The sequence below is a fragment of the Williamsia serinedens genome, from assembly GCF_024171725.1.
GTDB lineage: Bacteria > Actinomycetota > Actinomycetes > Mycobacteriales > Mycobacteriaceae > Williamsia_A > Williamsia_A serinedens.
The window spans coordinates 127866-143444 of sequence record NZ_JAMTCG010000004.1 but is presented as its reverse complement, the minus strand read 5'-3'; the positions used below and the strand labels follow the sequence as shown (position 1 = coordinate 143444).

Here is a 15579-nt window from a genome sequence, read left to right as displayed (position 1 = left end):
GGGATGGCGGCGGGGCGCCCGCGGGGTGCGCGTCCCGCGACCCTGCTGTTCGTCGTCCCCGTCGCGTTCCTCGCGGTCTTCTTCGTGTGGCCGGTCGTCGCGCTCGTGCACCGCGCCCTCACGAGCTCCGACGGGACCGGACTCGTCGCGCTGCTCGACCGCACGGACGCGTGGGGGCTGCTCGGCTTCACGCTCGCGCAGGCCGCGGCGTCGACGGTGCTGACCCTCGTCGTCGCCGCCCCGCTCGTGTGGCTCGTCACGGTCGTCCCGCGGTGGGCGTCGACGCCGCTCATGGTGATGGTCACGGTGCCGTTCGTGCTGCCGACCGTCGTCGTCGGGATCGCGTTCCGGGCGTTGCTGTCACCGGGTGGACCACTCGGCGGCCTCGGCCTCGACGGCTCCGTCGCGTCGATCCTCGCCGCACACGCCTTCCTCAACGTGGCCGTCGTCGTGCGCGTGATCGGGGCGGCGTGGCGGGCGCTGGACCCCCGCGCCGAACAGGCCGCCCGCACGCTCGGTGCGAGCGGCCCGCGGGCGTTCCTCACGGTCGTCGCGCCCCGGCTGCTGCTGCCCGCGGTGTCGGCGGCGTCGTTGGTGTTCCTGTTCTGTGCCACCAGTTTCGGCGTCGTCGTGATCCTGGGTGGTGGTCGGCTACAGACCCTGGAGACCGCCGTCTACACGCAGGCCATCGGGTACTTCGACATCCCCGCCGCGGTCGCGCTGTCGCTGCTGCAGATCGTGGTCGTCGTCGTCGCGGTCGTCCTCACCCGACTGCTCGCCCCGCCGACACAGGCCGTCGTCGGTCGGACCCGTCCCCGGGTCGTGGTCACGCCCGCGCGCCGGACATGCGCCGTGGCCGCGGCGATGTGGGGCGCGGTGATCCTCGTCGGACCGCTGCTCGTGGTCGCCGTCCGGTCGGTGCGACCGACCGCGGGCGGGACCTGGACACTCGAGGGATACCGCGCGCTCGCGGTGCCCGTGAACGGTGAGACACCCCTGGACACACTGCGCAGCAGCGTCGTCAGCGCGGCGTGGGCCACCGTCCTCGCCGTCGTCGTCGGGCTGCTCGCCGCGATGGCGCTGCAGCGCTCGCGTGGCCCTGTGCACGCGATCGCCTCCGGACTCACGCTGCTGCCGCTGGGCGTGAGCGCCGTGACCGTCGGCTTCGGCTACCTCGTCGTCCTCGCCGCCCTCCCGCCCGCGGTGGCGGCCTCTCCGGTCGTCGTGCCCGCGGTGCAGGCCGTGGTGGCCGCGCCGGTGGTGGTGCGCATCATCGCGCCCGCGTTGGCCGCCGTCCCGGACACCCTGCGCGCCGCGGCCGCCGGACTCGGGGCCGGCCCGTGGCGCGTGTGGCGGACCGTCGACCTGCCCGCGATCTGGCGATCCCTCGGTGTCGCAGTCGGTTTCGCGTTCGTCATCGCGCTCGGCGAGTTCGGCGCCACCGGCTTCGTCGCGCGGCCGGGGACCACGACGCTGCCCGTGCTGATCGGGTCCGCGCTGAACCGGCCCGGCGCGGAGTACCTGGCCACCGCGATGGCCGCGTCGATGCTGCTCATCCTGACCACGGCCGTCGTCGTCGTGCTCATGGAGTCGATCCGCGGGGTCGAGGGGAGCGAGTTCTAGATGCTCGAGATCAGTGGCCTGACCGTCGACTACGGCGACACCGCCGTGCTCGCGGGGCTCGACCTCACCGTCGGTGCGCAGGGGGCGCCGGTCACCGCGCTGATCGGGCCGTCGGGCTGCGGCAAGTCGACGCTCGTGCGGGCGGTGGCCGGCCTGGAGCCGACCGCCGGGGGAGCGGTGCGCATCGACGGCCGCGACCTGTCCGGCGTGCCGCCGCACCGCCGGGACTTCGGCGTCGTGTTCCAGGACGGCGCCCTCCTGCCGGGGCGGTCGGTCGCGTCGAACGTCGGGTACGGCCTGCGGGCGCGGCGGTGGTCGCGCCGCGACGTTGCCGACCGGGTGGCGGAGATGCTCGACCTCGTGGGCCTGCCCGAACTCGGCGACCGCCCGGTGTCGCAGCTGTCGGGCGGTCAGGCGCAGCGCGTGGCTCTCGCCCGCGCACTGGCGCCCCGGCCGCGACTGCTCCTCCTCGACGAGCCCCTGTCGGCGCTCGACCGTCGGCTGCGCGAACGGCTCGCGGTGGACATCGCTGAGATCCTGCACACGACGGCCACGCCCACCGTCCTGGTGACGCACGACCACACCGAGGCCGCCACCATCGCCGACCGCGTCGCGATCATGGCCGACGGGGTCGTCGCCCAGGAGGGCGTCCCCGACGACGTGTGGCGACGTCCCGCGACCGACGAGATCGCCCGGTTCATCGGGTGCACGACGCTCCTCGACGCACACGTCGTCGACGGCGTCGCACAGACGGCCCTGGGCCCGGTCGACGTGTCCTGGGCCTCTCCCGGTGGCTGCTGCCGGCTCGGGGTCCGGGCACGGTCGGTGCTCGTCGCGGACGGGGGCGTGCCGGTCCGGGTGGAGGCGGTCGCCGCCCTCCCCGAGGACCGTCACCTCTGGGTGCGCACCCCCGACGGCGAGCGTGTCGCGGCCGTCGCGACGTCACCGGTCGACGTCGGCGACGAGATCACCGTCGCCCTCGACCCGCAGCGGGTCGCGGTCATCGGCGGTCAGCCGAGCGCGAGTTGAGACAGGTCGGTCCGCAGCATCATGACGTTGTAGTCCTGCCAGCGGGACGCGGTGAAGTACAGATAGCGGCTGTCGCCCCCCGAGGTCGGGTAGATGTACGGCGCGTAGACACCCGAGTACTGCCGTGACGAGAGCAGGGTGACCGGCGCGCTCCACGGGCCCTGCGGGGCGGTCGCGGTGCGGAGCACCAGCGACCCGCTGGTCTCCTGGCCGTAGAGCATCACGTACCTCTGCAGGCGGTCGTTCCACGACACCGACATCTCGCCGACCGGCTCGGTGACGACCTTCTCCGACTTCGTCGTGTCCGGTGACCAACCCTTGCCGTCCCAGTAGGTGTACTTCGTCAGGTCGAGGATGTCCTGCGGCGCGAACCGGCAGAGGAACGCGGCGCCGAAGCGTCCGTTCGGGGTGCCGTACTGGTAGACGAACCCGTCGCGACCGCGCAGGTAGGCGTTCACCTGGTACTTGCCGTTGCTGTCGTCGATCTGCTCGACGCCGGGTACCGAGGCGGGCAGGTTCAGCCGGATGGTGCGCGGGTCGGTGGTCCACGTCTGACCGTTGTCGCGCGAGGTGGCGATGATCGAGTAGTTCGTCACCCACCGGCCGGGGGCGCCCCACTGCCGCACCGACATGATGTTCATGTACTGGACGCCGTCGATCGCGATCGCCGCCGTCGGGATCGTCGTGATCTCCGCGCCGCTGACACCGACCGCCGGCAGGGCCTCGTTCGCGAACCGCGGCCTCGCCGCGGACACCGACGCACCCGAGCGCACGTCACCGGCGACCCCGTCGGGGACGTCGACACCGTTCGACGGGTCCTTGTCGTTCGTGCGGAGCACGACGTTGTGGCGCCACTGCTGGGTCGGGGCGTTGCAGTCGCCGAACGTGTCGCCGAACGCCATCAGCGTCTGACCGGACCCGTTGTCCCAGCCGATCCCGAGATCGGTGCCGGTGATCCCGAAGCGGGTGTCGGTGCGGTTCGGGGAGCGCGGCCCGGTGACCCACCGGACCGTCTGCGTCGGTCCGTTCCCGAGCGACGGCAGATCCTGCTGATCACTCGACTTCCCGAGCAGCCCGCCGCTGCTGCCGAAGCCGCCGGGGAACGCGCTGCCGAACAACCCGCCGAGGCTCGACCCCAGGATCCCGGAGTTTCCACAGGGCGCCGCGCTCGCCGGGGCGGCCACGGTGACGGCGGCGAGAACGCCGGTCGTCAGGGTCAGCACGGTCGTGAGGGTGACGCCTCGCATGCGCCGCATCATCGGGGTGGTCCTCCTGCTCGGGGTCCCGGGTGCATCGTCGCCTGTGACGCATGTGACTGGTGGGACTGATCGGGACGATCATCCCCGAGTGATCGCACGCCCGCCCGGCCCGATGGGGATCGCTGCCGAACGGTCATCGAACCGTTACGGATCGCTGTGACCGCTGTCTCACCGGGCGACCGGATACCCTTGTCCCGGCCACACACCGCGGTCGGGCTGATCTCGTCGTGCCCGCGTGGTGCCCCAGACGTCGAGCGCACAGCCGTCGACGTCACAGACCTTCGGAGAACCCTCGTAGTGAACGCTGTCCAGAACTTCCGCAACGTCGCGATCGTCGCGCACGTCGACCACGGCAAGACGACGCTCGTCGACGCGATGCTCCGGCAGTCGGGGGTGTTCGGCGAGCGAGCCGAGGTCGTCGACCGCGTCATGGACTCCGGTGACCTCGAGCGCGAGAAGGGCATCACGATCCTCGCGAAGAACACCGCGGTCCACCGCCGTCAGCCCGACGGCACCGAGTACGTCATCAACGTCATCGACACCCCCGGCCACGCCGACTTCGGTGGCGAGGTGGAGCGCGGGCTGTCGATGGTCGACGGCGTCGTCCTCCTCGTCGACGCGTCCGAGGGCCCCCTCCCGCAGACCCGCTTCGTGCTGCGCAAGGCATTGGCCGCGTCGCTGCCGGTGATCCTCGTCGTCAACAAGACCGACCGCCCGGACGCGCGGATCTCGGAGGTCGTGTCCGAGAGCCACGACCTGCTGCTCGACCTCGCCTCCGACCTCGACGAGGAGGCGGCCGAGGCCGCCGAGCTCGCCCTCGACCTGCCGGTCCTCTACGCCTCCGGTCGCGCCGGCATCGCCAGCACCGTCGAGCCGGAGAACGGCTCGGTGCCCGAGGGGGAGAACCTCGACCCGTTCTTCGACGTGCTGCTGTCCTACGTCCCGGCGCCCAAGGGCGATCCGGAGGCGCCGCTGCAGGCCCACGTCACCAACCTCGACGCGTCGTCGTTCCTCGGCCGCCTCGCGTTGGTCCGCATCCACAACGGTCAGCTGCGCAAGGGCCAGACCGTCGCCTGGATGCGCGAGGTCGACGGGCAGCCCGTCACCGAGCGCGCCAAGATCACCGAACTCCTCGCGACCGTCGGTGTCGACCGTGCGCCGGCCGAGTCCGCCGTCGCCGGTGACATCGTCGCCGTCGCCGGCATGCCGGAGATCATGATCGGCGACACCCTGGCCGACCCGGAGAACCCGGTCGCACTGCCGCGCATCACCGTCGACGAGCCCGCGATCTCGGTGACCATCGGCACGAACACCTCGCCGCTCGTCGGCCGGGTGAAGGGCCACAAGCTGACCGCGCGGATGGTCAAGTCCCGTCTCGACTCCGAGCTCGTCGGCAACGTGTCGCTGCGCGTGCTCGACATCGGCCGACCCGACGCGTGGGAGGTGCAGGGCCGCGGCGAGCTGGCGCTGGCGATCCTCGTCGAGCAGATGCGCCGCGAGGGGTTCGAGCTGACCGTCGGCAAGCCGCAGGTGGTCACCCGACAGATCGACGGCAAGCTGCACGAGCCGTTCGAGCACCTCACCGTCGACGTGCCGGAGGAGTACCTCGGCGCGGTCACCCAGCTCCTGGCCGCCCGCAAGGGCCGCATGGGTGAGATGACCAATCACGGCACCGGCTGGGTGCGGATGGAGTTCATCGTCCCCTCGCGCGGGCTCATCGGGTTCCGCACCGACTTCCTCACCGAGACCCGGGGCACCGGCATCGCCAACGCCGTCTTCGACGGGTACGCGCCGTGGGCCGGCGAGATCCGCGCCCGCCACACCGGTTCGCTCGTCTCCGACCGCGCGGGCACCGTGACGCCGTTCGCGATGATCCAGCTCGCCGACCGCGGCACGTTCTTCGTCGAGCCCGGTGCCGACACCTACGAGGGCATGGTGGTGGGCATCAACCCGCGCCAGGAGGACCTCGACATCAACGTCACCCGCGAGAAGAAGCTGACCAACATGCGGCAGTCCTCGGCCGACGTCATGGAGACGCTGGCCAAGCCGATGCAGCTCGACCTCGAGGCCGCCATGGAGTTCTGTGCCGGCGACGAGTGCGTCGAGGTGACCCCGGAGGTGGTCCGCGTCCGCAAGGTCGACCTCGACGCGACCACGCGCGGTCGGGAACGCGCCCGCGCCAAGGCCCGCAACCAGAGCGTGGGCTGACCTCCCGCGCGCCATGGTGAGCAGCGTGAGGACGCGGACGCGCACAGGCCTGGCCGCGACGGCCGTGGCACTGGCCGCGGTGGTGGCCGCGGGCTGCACCGCCGACCCGCCGCCGCCCGTACGGGAGTCGGCCGCGCCGGCCACCCCGACCACGTCGTCGCCGGGCCAGACCATCCAGGTCGCCACCGACAGCATCGGTGTGGGGCTCAACCCGCACCTGCTGGCCGACCAGAGTCCGGTCACCACGGCGGTCGCCGCGGCCACCCTGCCCAGTGCGTTCGTCCCGGTGGCCACCCCGACGGGTGTGCAGCGGCAGATGGACCCCGCGGTCCTGATCGGCGCCGACGTGACGTCGCAGGTACCGTTCACGGTCACCTACCGCATCTCCCAGGACGCCCAGTGGTCCGACGGGCTGCCGGTCACCGCCGACGACTTCGCCTACCTGTGGCAGCAGATGTCGCGCCAGCCCGGCACCGTCGCCCCCGCGGGGTACCGACTCATCGAGGACGTGGCGTCCCGCGCCGGCGGCAAGGAGGCGGTCGTGCGGTTCCGGGCGCCCTACCCGGCGTGGCGTGAGTTGTTCTCCGCGATGTTGCCGTCGCACGTGCTGCGGGGCGTGCCCGACGGGTTCCAGACGGGTATGGACTCCGGTCTGCCGGTGTCGGCGGGGCGGTACACGATCACCGTCATCGACCCCAGCCGGGACGAGGTGCGGATGCAACGCAACGACCGCTACTGGCGCACGCCCGCCGTCGTCGACCAGATCGTGCTGCACCGGGTGGGCACCGCGACCCAGCTCGCCGAGTCGGTCCGCTCCGGCGACACCGGTGTGGTGGCGCTGACCGGCGGTCCGGCGATGGCCGGCTCCCTCGACGCGATCCCGGGGGTGGTCGTCGGACGCACCGCGGTGGGACGTGTCCTCGAGCTCACCGCCAACACGCGGTCGCCGGTCATGGCCGACGCCGCCGTGCGTCGTGCGGTGCTGGGGATCGTGGACACGCAGGTCGTCACCGACGCCGCCGCGGGGGACTCGGTGGTCGACCCCGTCGCCAATCCCGTCCTGGCCCCGTCGGATCCCGGCTACTACACCGTCGACCGCGTCCGGCCGGACGCCGCGACGATCGGCGGACTGCTCGCCGGCGCCGGGTGGCGTCCCATGCCGTCGGCGGTCGCGACCGCCTCGACGAGCCCGTCGGGCAGCGCGGCACCGGATGCGTCAGGGGGACCCGCCGACGGTGCGCCGACCACGACGACACCCACCAGCGCCGCGGCGGCGGGGTCGGCGGCGGGCGCGACGTTGCCCGCCGGCGTGGTGCCCCTGCAGCGCGACGGCAAGACGCTCACCGTCCGGATCGGCGTCGTCGCCGGCGACGTCCGCACCCGCGCGGCCGCCGACGCCGTCGCCGACCAGCTGCGATCGGCCGGCATCGCGACCGACGTCTCGGCCCTGTCGTCGTCGGACCTGTACGGCCCGGCCCTGACCGACCCCGACGTCGACCTCGTCGTCGGCTGGTCCGACGCGACCGTGTCCCCGGCGACCCGTCTCGCCGCGTCGGTCGCCTGCGAGCCGACGCCCAGCCCGCCGTCGTCGTCGGCGCCGCAGAGCAGCACGACCCCGAGCGTCACCCCGACCACCACCAGTGCCCCCTCGCAGACCGGTTCCTCTTCCGACGGTGGGTCGGCACGGTTCCCCAGCAACGTGGGTGGGCTCTGCGACCCGACGCTGGAGGGCATCGCCGACCGCGCCCTCACCGCCACCGACCCGACGGCCGACCTGCGGGCCGCGCAGGAGATCGTGTCCGCGCAGGACGTGCGACTGCCCGTCTTCGAGGACTCGATGCTGACGGCCATCGGACCGGGCGTGCGCGACGTCCCGCTGACCGGTCCGGTGGGCACCGGCATCTTCGGGGCCGTCGGTTCGTGGGGGGTCGTGCAGCGGTGACCGGCCCGACCTGGGGCACCGCCGACCGGCGTCTGCTCATCGTGCACGCACACCCCGACGACGAGTCGATCCAAACAGCCGGGGTCATCGCCCGGTACCTCGACGCCGGTGCCGAGGTCACGGTGGTGACCTGCACTCTCGGCGAGGAGGGCGAGGTGATCGGGCAGCGCTGGGCGCAGCTCGTCGCCGACGGTGGCGCCGACCAGCTCGGCGGCTATCGCATCCTCGAACTGACGCGCGCGCTGTCGATCCTCAGTCCGTCCGCCCGTGTCCTCGAGCCGCACTTCCTGGGCGGCGCCGGTCGGTGGCGGGATTCCGGGATGGCCGGTTCGCCGGCGGCCCGCAACCCGCGGGCCTTCACGCGCGCCGGTGACGAGCCCGTCGAACTCCTCACCGACCTCATCGTCGAGCGTCGCCCGCAGGTGGTCGTCGGCTACGACCCCGCCGGCACCTATGGCCACCCCGACCACGTCGGCGTGCACCGCGTCAGCACCGAGGCCGTCGCAGCAGCCGCCGAGCGCGGCTGGTCGGTGTCCAAGCACTACTGGTCGGTGTCCGAGCGCAGCGCCGTCGTCGACGGTCTGGCGGCCGCCGTCGACCGGGTACCCGCCGGGTGGCGGATGCCCGCCGACGGCGAGCTGCCGAGCTACCCCGACGACCAGATCACGACGGAGATCGACATCCGCGCCGTGTACGAGCGCAAGGTGGACGCCATGGCCGCCCACGCCACCCAGATCACCGTCGCGCCGAGCCGGCGCGAGTACGCGCTGTCCAACGACATCCTGCAGCCGATCCCGGACGCCGAGCACTTCATCCTCGTGCGTGGACAGGCCCACCCGGAGGGTGGTCGCGAGACCGACCTGTTCGCGGGCGTCGTCGACGACGGGTCCGACGATGCGCCTCGCTGACCGACTCGTCCTGCTCGCGCTCACGGTCGACGGGCTGATCGTCGGTGTGCTGTCGGTGACGTTCCTCAACGTCTACGCCGGGTCGGTGCCCGTCCCGGTGACCGCGGTGATCGGTGCGGTGCTGGTCGCGTGGTTCGTGCGCATCGCCACGAGCCTCACCGCGAGTGCCGTCCGCTACGGCCCGATGCTCGCGTGGCTGGTGCCCGTGCTGGCCGGTCTGCTCGGTGGGCCGGGCGGCGACGTCCTGCTCTACGCGGACTGGCGGACCCTGCTGCTCGTGGTCCTCGGCGTCGGTGCGCCGGTGGTCGTCTCGTGGGTGTGGCGGGGACCCGCGCGCCCCCGTCCCGGCGATGGCGCATGATCAGGGGGTGACGAGCACCCCCGGCGACACACCCACCGACCCACCGGTCGGACTCCCCACCCCGTCCTTCCCTCCCGGCGCCGCCGCCGAACCCCCCGCGCCCACCCCGGCCGCGATGCGCCGCGCACTGCGGCGGGCCCGGGGCGGCGCCACGGTCAACCTCGACGAGGCGACCGTGCTGTTGGCCGCCCGCGGCGACGACCTCGACGACCTCTGCGCCTCCGCCGCGCGCGTCCGCGACGCCGGTCTCGCCGCGGAGAACCGGACCGGACAGATCACCTACTCGCGCAAGGTGTTCATCCCGATCACCCGCCTGTGTCGCGACCGATGCCACTACTGCACGTTCGTCACCGTCCCCGGCAAGCTCGCCCGGGAGGGGCAGGGCGCCTACCTGGAGATGGACGAGATCCTCGACATCGCCCGCCGCGGCGCCGAACTGGGCTGCAAGGAAGCGCTGTTCACCCTCGGCGACCGGCCCGAGGACCGGTGGCCCGAGGCCGCGCAGTGGCTCGACGAGCGCGGCTACGACTCGACCCTCGACTACGTGCGCGCCGCGTCGATCCGGGTCCTCGAGGAGACCGGCCTGCTGCCGCACCTCAACCCGGGCGTCATGTCCTGGGAGGAGATCTCCCGCCTCAAGCCCGTCGCGCCGTCGATGGGGATGATGCTCGAGACCAGTTCCCGCCGGCTGTTCACCGACAAGGGCGAGTGCCACTTCGGCAGCCCCGACAAGGACCCCGAGGTCCGGCAGCGGGTCCTCGTCGACGCGGGTCGGCTGTCGGTGCCGTTCACCACCGGCATCCTCGTCGGGATCGGCGAGACCCTGCGCGAGCGTGCCGAGTCGATCCTCGCGATCCGGTCCGCGCACAAGGCCTTCGGGCACGTGCAGGAGGTGATCGTGCAGAACTTCCGCGCCAAGGACGACACCGCGATGCGCGCCACCCCCGACGCCGACATCGACGAGTTCGTCGCGACCGTCGCCGTCGCCCGCATCCTCATGGGCCCGTCGATGCGCATCCAGGCGCCGCCGAACCTGGTGTCGGCCACCGAGTGCGCTGCGCTGGTCGCCGCCGGCGTCGACGACTGGGGTGGGGTGTCGCCGGTGACGCCCGACCACGTCAACCCCGAGCGGCCCTGGCCGGACCTGGAGGTGTTGGCCGAGATCACCGCCGACACCGGGTTCACGCTCACCGAACGCATCGCCGCGCAGCCGCGGTACGTCCTCGCGGGCCAGCCGTGGATCGACCCGAGGATCACCGGACACGTGCGTGCCCTGGCCGACCCGGCGACCGGCCTGGCCGCCGACGTCCTGCCGGAGGGCCGCCCGTGGCAGGAGCCCGACGAGGACTGGCAGTCGTCGGGCCGCGTCGACCTCAACACCGAGATCGACACCGACGGCCGCGCCACCGACACCCGCAGCGATCTGAACAGCGCGTTCGGTGACTGGGACACCGTGCGTGAGCAGGTGCTCGCGCTGGCGGACAGCGCGGCGCCCGAGCGCCTCGACTCCGACGTCGCGACCGCGCTGCGGCACGCCGAACGCGACCCGGCCGGCTGCAGCGACGCCGACTACCTCGCGCTGGCGACCGCGGACGGGCCCGGCCTCGACGCGCTCGCGTCGCTGGCCGACGCGCTGCGTCGGGAGGCCGTCGGCGACGACGTCACCTACGTCGTCAACCGGAACATCAACTTCACCAACATCTGCTACACCGGCTGCCGGTTCTGCGCCTTCGCGCAGCGCAAGGGCGACGCCGACGCGTTCACCCTGTCCGCGTCGGAGGTGGCCGACCGCGCGTGGGAGGCGCACGTCGCCGGCGCGACCGAGGTCTGCATGCAGGGCGGCATCGACCCCGAACTGCCTGTCACCGGCTACGCGGATCTCGTCCGCGCGGTGAAGGACCGCGTCCCGTCGATGCACGTGCACGCCTTCTCGCCGATGGAGATCGTGAACGGCGCGTCGCGTGGGGGCGTCGGTGTGCGCGAGTGGCTCACCGCCCTGCGCGAGGCCGGTCTCGACACCATCCCGGGCACCGCGGCGGAGATCCTCGACGACGAGGTCCGCTGGGTGCTGACGAAGGGCAAGCTGCCGACCGCGACCTGGATCGACGTGGTCACCACCGCACACGAGGTGGGTCTGCGGTCGAGCTCGACGATGATGTACGGCCACGTCGACTCCCCGCACCACTGGGTGGGCCACATCAACGTGCTGCGCGGCATCCAGGACCGGACCGGTGGGTTCACCGAGTTCGTGCCGTTGCCGTTCGTCCACCAGAGCTCGCCGCTGTACCTCGCGGGGGCGTCCCGGCCGGGTCCGACGCACCGCGACAACCGGGCGGTGCACGCGCTGGCGCGTGTGATGTTGCACGGCCGGATCCCGCACATCCAGACGAGCTGGGTGAAACTGGGGACGGCCGGGACCCAGGTCATGCTGCGCGGGGGCGCGAACGACCTGGGCGGCACGCTGATGGAGGAGACCATCTCGCGCATGGCGGGGTCGCAGCACGGGTCGGAGAAGACCGTCGCCGAGCTGCGCGCGATCGCCGCCGAGATCGGTCGCCCCGCCCGCGAACGCACCACCGTCCACGCCCGCCGCGAGTCGGCGGCCTGAGCGAAGGGATCCACCCGTGGCCCCTGCGACCCCGAAGCAGCCGATCACCGATCGTGACGTCGCGCGTGTGCTCTACACCGCCACCGGCATCGTCAATCCTGTCCTCGACGTGCTCGAGAACGTCGACCTGCTCGGCCTGAAGCGCGCGACCCGTGAGGTCGCCGCGTCGTCCGACGACGACTCGCTGCTGGCCACCGTCGCGCACGCGATCGTCTGGGCGACCGACCAGACCGGGGCACCCGGGACCGCACGGTGGGAGAAGTGGACCGTCGACCAGCGGACCGCCTGGTGGGTCGACCGCGTCGGTGCCCTGGGGACCGTCGTCGTGGCCTACCCGGGCGTGTTCGGGGTGCTCGCCGATCGGCTGCCGATCCAGGACCTCGTCGGCTTCGCCCACCAGGCGATCATCATCTGCGCCGTCCAGCGGGTGCACGGCGTCCGCGACCGGCACGACCAGACCGATCAGCTCGCGGCGCTGCTGTGCGACCGCGTCGTCGACTCCCGCCGACTGCTCGCCGACGGTGCCGACGACCGCCTGCCCGCCCGGCACGGCGTGCGCATCTCGTCGCCCCTCGATCTCGTGAAGTCGGTGTGGGCGGTCGTGGGTCTGCTGCGGTCCATCACCGACGTGCTGTCGCACCGGCCGCAGCCCAAGCAGCCGTGGCGGCTGCTGAGCAAGCTTCCCGTCGTGGGGGCCGTCGCCGACTACGTGGGGGAGCGGGCAGCCCTGTCGCGGGCCGCCGACGCCGCCACCGCGAGCCTGCGCGCACCCGTCCACGTCTGACCCGCGCGCGCACCCGGCGCCACCTCGCCGAGCGTGCACAAGATCCCGCCGAGCGGGCACAAAATCGCCGCCGAGCGGGCAGAAGATCACCGCCGAGCGTGCAGTCCCGTCAGGCGGGAGGCGCGTACCCGATGTCGCGCAGCGCCTCCTGGCCCCCGATGACGTCGGTGGCGCGGTGCAGACCGAGGTCCTGCAGGGCGGCCGCGGCCAGCGACGACGTGTAGCCCTGTTGGCACACGACGATCCACCGCACGTCGTGGTCGACGGCCTCCGGGATGCGGGCGTCGCTCGACGGGTCGGCCCGCCACTCCAGCACGTTGCGCTCGATGACCAGTGCGCCGGGCACCTCGCCCTCGACGGCGCGTTGCGCGGCCGGTCGGATGTCGACGACGACCGCGCCGTCCGCGACCTCGGCGGCGAGGTCCTCGGCCGCGAGCCGCTGCAGCCGCGACCGCGCGTCGTCGAGGACGTCGTCGATGGTGCGGGGTGCGCTCATGGGCGAAGGGTATGCCGCGTCGCGGTCACTCGGGTTGATCGGTGAGCTCGGTGCGGACCCGACGCAGCGACTGTTCCGCGGTCACCTCGTAGTACGACATGGCGGTGAGCGGCGGCGAGTACGCGTGGACGCTGAGTGTCGGCTCGACGGTGATCGGCGCGGTGGGGTTCCGCATCACGTCGTGCACCCAACCGAGCGGGAACGACGCCTGGTCGCCCGCGTCGAGGGTGCGCGCCCGCAGCTCGCGACCGGTCCAGCGGTACTCGGCGAGACTCCCCGACACGACGGTCAACGCGCCGAGCGAGCCGGCGTGGTCGTGCAGCTCCGTCGACACGCCGGGGGTCCAGCTGATCAACCAGACGTCGACCTCGTCGTCGGCGACGAGTCGCGTCGACCATCGTTCCGTCGTGCTCCAGTGCGCCGGCAGCACGGCGTCGTGCCGGCCGTCGAGCACGTCGACCGCGGTCTCATCGGTCAGCCGCAGCAGGTCGGTGGGGCACAGCCGCGTCGGCAGGACGCGGTGCGGGGCGTCGACGCGGGACGGTGCGGGCGTCGTCGGGCGGGTCTGGGTGAGCATCGGTTCTCCGGGGCGAGGCGGGGCGGGGTGGTCGGCTCGATCAGCCGCGACATCGCCCAGGCAGTCGGGGAACAGTCACGGCCCCCAGGGTGGTTGTCCGACAGCAGGTCGGGGAGGTTTGCAGCCGCTGTGATCCGAAACTCCTCGGTTAGACCCCGCTTGTCCCTGCGTGCCGCCGACACGGATACTTGGGAGAACGCGCGTACTGCGAAGGAGAGTGTGTTGACGTACATCATCGCCGAGCCCTGTGTGGACCTGCTGGATCGGGCCTGCGTGGAGGAGTGCCCGGTGGATTGCATCTACGAGGGCGAGCGGATGCTCTACATCCAGCCCGACGAGTGCGTCGACTGCGGGGCGTGTGAGCCCGTGTGCCCGGTGGAGGCCATCTTCTACGAGGACGACGTCCCCGACGAGTGGGAGCCCTACGTCAAGGCCAACGTCGACTTCTTCGACGACCTCGGTTCGCCCGGGGGCGCGAGCAAGGTCGGCAAGACGGCGAACGACCCCGCGTTCATCAAGGGTCTGCCGCCGATGAACACCGAAGAGTGACGGACACCGAAGAGTGACCGAGAACGCCGCCCTCGCGGGCACCCGTCCGCGACGCGGTGTCGGCGCGACACTGCCCGACTTCCCCTGGGACTCGCTGAGCGAGGTGAAGGCGCGAGCCGCCGCCCACCCCGACGGCATCGTCGACCTGTCCGTCGGGACCCCGGTGGACCCCATCGCCGACGTCGTCCGTCGTGGTCTCGACGGCGGCGCGGGGTTCCCGGGATACCCGGCGACCGCCGGCACGGCCGATCTGCGCGACGCCGCCGCGGCCGCCCTCACCCGTCGGTACGGGTCGACGCCGCTGGACGGCGCGCAGATCCTGCCGGTCATCGGGACCAAGGAGGCCATCGCGTCGATCGTCTCCCTCCTCGGCTTCGGCCCGGGCGACGAGATCGTCATCCCCGAGGTCGCCTACCCGACCTACGAGGTCGGTGTGTTGCTCGCCGGTGCGACCCCGGTGCGCGCCGATTCGACGGTGGCGCTGGGTCCGTCGAGACCCGGCGCGATCTTCCTGAACTCCCCGTCGAACCCGACCGGGAAGGTCCTGGGCGTCGACCACCTCCGCAAGGTGGTGGCGTGGGCGCGTGAGCGCGGGACGATCGTCATCTCCGACGAGTGCTATCTGGGTCTCGCCTGGGACGCCGAGGCCGTGTCGATCCTCGACCCACGTGTGTGCGACGACGACGTCAGCGGACTCGTCGCGGTGCACTCGCTGTCGAAGATCTCGAACCTCGCCGGGTACCGGGCGGGATTCCTCGCCGGTGATCGCGAGCTGATCGGGGAGTTGCTCGCCGTCCGCAAGCACGCTGGGCTGATCGTGCCGTTCCCGGTGCAGTCGGCGATGGTCGCGGCACTCGGCGACGACGAGCACGTCGCCGATCAGCGGGAGCGGTACTGCGCCCGCCGGACCGCTCTGTCGACGGCCGTCCGCCACGCCGGGTTCCGCATCGACCACTCCGAGGCCGGGCTGTACCTGTGGGCGACGCGCGGCGAACCGTGCCGCGACACCGTCGCGTGGTTGGCAGAGCTCGGGATCCTGGCCGCGCCCGGCGAGTTCTACGGTCCCGCCGGCGCGCAGCACGTCCGGATCGCCCTGACCGCCACCGACGAGCGCATCGCCGCCGCCGTCGCCCGACTCACCCAGACGGTCGCCCCCGGCGCCTGACCCTGGGTCCCACGCCGCCGAGCGTGCCGATACTCGACGTCGAGCGTGCCGACAGACCGCGTCGAGCGTG

General features: G+C 72.5%; 13 protein-coding genes. 10 read left to right on the top strand and 3 right to left on the bottom strand.

Annotated elements, in window-relative coordinates; translation table 11 throughout:
* Positions 1 to 3: 3 nt before the first annotated feature.
* Together LX12_RS11690 and LX12_RS11685 are read left to right on the top strand one after the other, a co-directional pair.
* Complete coding sequence (locus LX12_RS11690; protein WP_253655094.1) at positions 4 to 1623, top strand: ABC transporter permease; 1620 nt, start codon at positions 4 to 6, stop codon at positions 1621 to 1623.
* On the top strand, positions 1624 to 2652 hold the full coding sequence (locus LX12_RS11685; RefSeq protein ID WP_253654729.1) for an ABC transporter ATP-binding protein: 1029 nt from the start codon (positions 1624 to 1626) through the stop codon (positions 2650 to 2652). It abuts the gene before it with no gap.
* On the opposite strand, the gene LX12_RS11680 is transcribed toward LX12_RS11685, so the two are convergent.
* The gene (locus LX12_RS11680) at positions 2634 to 3899 is read right to left on the bottom strand and encodes a glycoside hydrolase family 183 protein (RefSeq protein WP_253654728.1); all 1266 of its coding nucleotides are present in this window, start codon (positions 3897 to 3899) and stop codon (positions 2634 to 2636) included. The two genes, LX12_RS11685 and LX12_RS11680, sit on opposite strands and share 19 nt — an antisense overlap.
* A 309-nt stretch (positions 3900 to 4208) precedes the next feature.
* Here LX12_RS11680 and typA point away from each other — a divergent pair, with 309 nt between their 5' ends.
* From typA to LX12_RS11650, 6 genes are read left to right on the top strand one after another with little or no spacing between them, the layout of a single operon-like run.
* Complete coding sequence (gene typA, locus LX12_RS11675) at positions 4209 to 6119, top strand: translational GTPase TypA (protein ID WP_253654727.1); 1911 nt, start codon at positions 4209 to 4211, stop codon at positions 6117 to 6119.
* A gap of 13 nt (positions 6120 to 6132) precedes the next feature.
* The gene (locus tag LX12_RS11670; RefSeq protein ID WP_372504992.1) at positions 6133 to 8061 is read left to right on the top strand and encodes an ABC transporter family substrate-binding protein; all 1929 of its coding nucleotides are present in this window, start codon (positions 6133 to 6135) and stop codon (positions 8059 to 8061) included.
* A complete protein-coding gene (gene mshB, locus LX12_RS11665; protein WP_253654725.1) occupies positions 8058 to 8969 on the top strand; it encodes an N-acetyl-1-D-myo-inositol-2-amino-2-deoxy-alpha-D-glucopyranoside deacetylase in 912 nt (303 codons plus the stop codon). The genes LX12_RS11670 and mshB overlap by 4 nt, the downstream gene beginning before the upstream one ends.
* Entirely contained in the window at positions 8956 to 9330 is a 375-nt protein-coding gene (locus tag LX12_RS11660; protein ID WP_253654724.1) for a facilitated glucose transporter, read from the top strand. The genes mshB and LX12_RS11660 overlap by 14 nt, the downstream gene beginning before the upstream one ends.
* On the top strand, positions 9320 to 11938 hold the full coding sequence (locus LX12_RS11655) for a bifunctional FO biosynthesis protein CofGH (protein WP_301284500.1): 2619 nt from the start codon (positions 9320 to 9322) through the stop codon (positions 11936 to 11938). Before LX12_RS11660 ends, LX12_RS11655 begins: the two co-directional genes overlap by 11 nt.
* Before the next feature lie 16 nt (positions 11939 to 11954).
* On the top strand, positions 11955 to 12722 hold the full coding sequence (locus tag LX12_RS11650) for a hypothetical protein (protein ID WP_253654723.1): 768 nt from the start codon (positions 11955 to 11957) through the stop codon (positions 12720 to 12722).
* A gap of 109 nt (positions 12723 to 12831) precedes the next feature.
* Here the strand turns inward: LX12_RS11650 and LX12_RS11645 are convergent, their stop codons facing one another.
* A complete protein-coding gene (locus tag LX12_RS11645) occupies positions 12832 to 13218 on the bottom strand; it encodes a rhodanese-like domain-containing protein (RefSeq protein WP_253654722.1) in 387 nt (128 codons plus the stop codon).
* A 25-nt stretch (positions 13219 to 13243) separates the two neighbouring features.
* Positions 13244 to 13795 carry a cysteine dioxygenase gene (locus LX12_RS11640; protein WP_253654721.1) on the bottom strand — a complete coding sequence of 184 codons (552 nt, stop codon included), beginning with the start codon at positions 13793 to 13795 and terminating at the stop codon, positions 13244 to 13246.
* A 222-nt stretch (positions 13796 to 14017) separates the two neighbouring features.
* Here LX12_RS11640 and fdxA point away from each other — a divergent pair, with 222 nt between their 5' ends.
* Complete coding sequence (gene fdxA, locus LX12_RS11635; protein WP_253654720.1) at positions 14018 to 14344, top strand: ferredoxin; 327 nt, start codon at positions 14018 to 14020, stop codon at positions 14342 to 14344.
* A 13-nt stretch (positions 14345 to 14357) separates the two neighbouring features.
* Entirely contained in the window at positions 14358 to 15509 is a 1152-nt protein-coding gene (dapC, locus tag LX12_RS11630) for a succinyldiaminopimelate transaminase (RefSeq protein ID WP_308213999.1), read from the top strand.
* Positions 15510 to 15579: the final 70 nt, after the last annotated feature.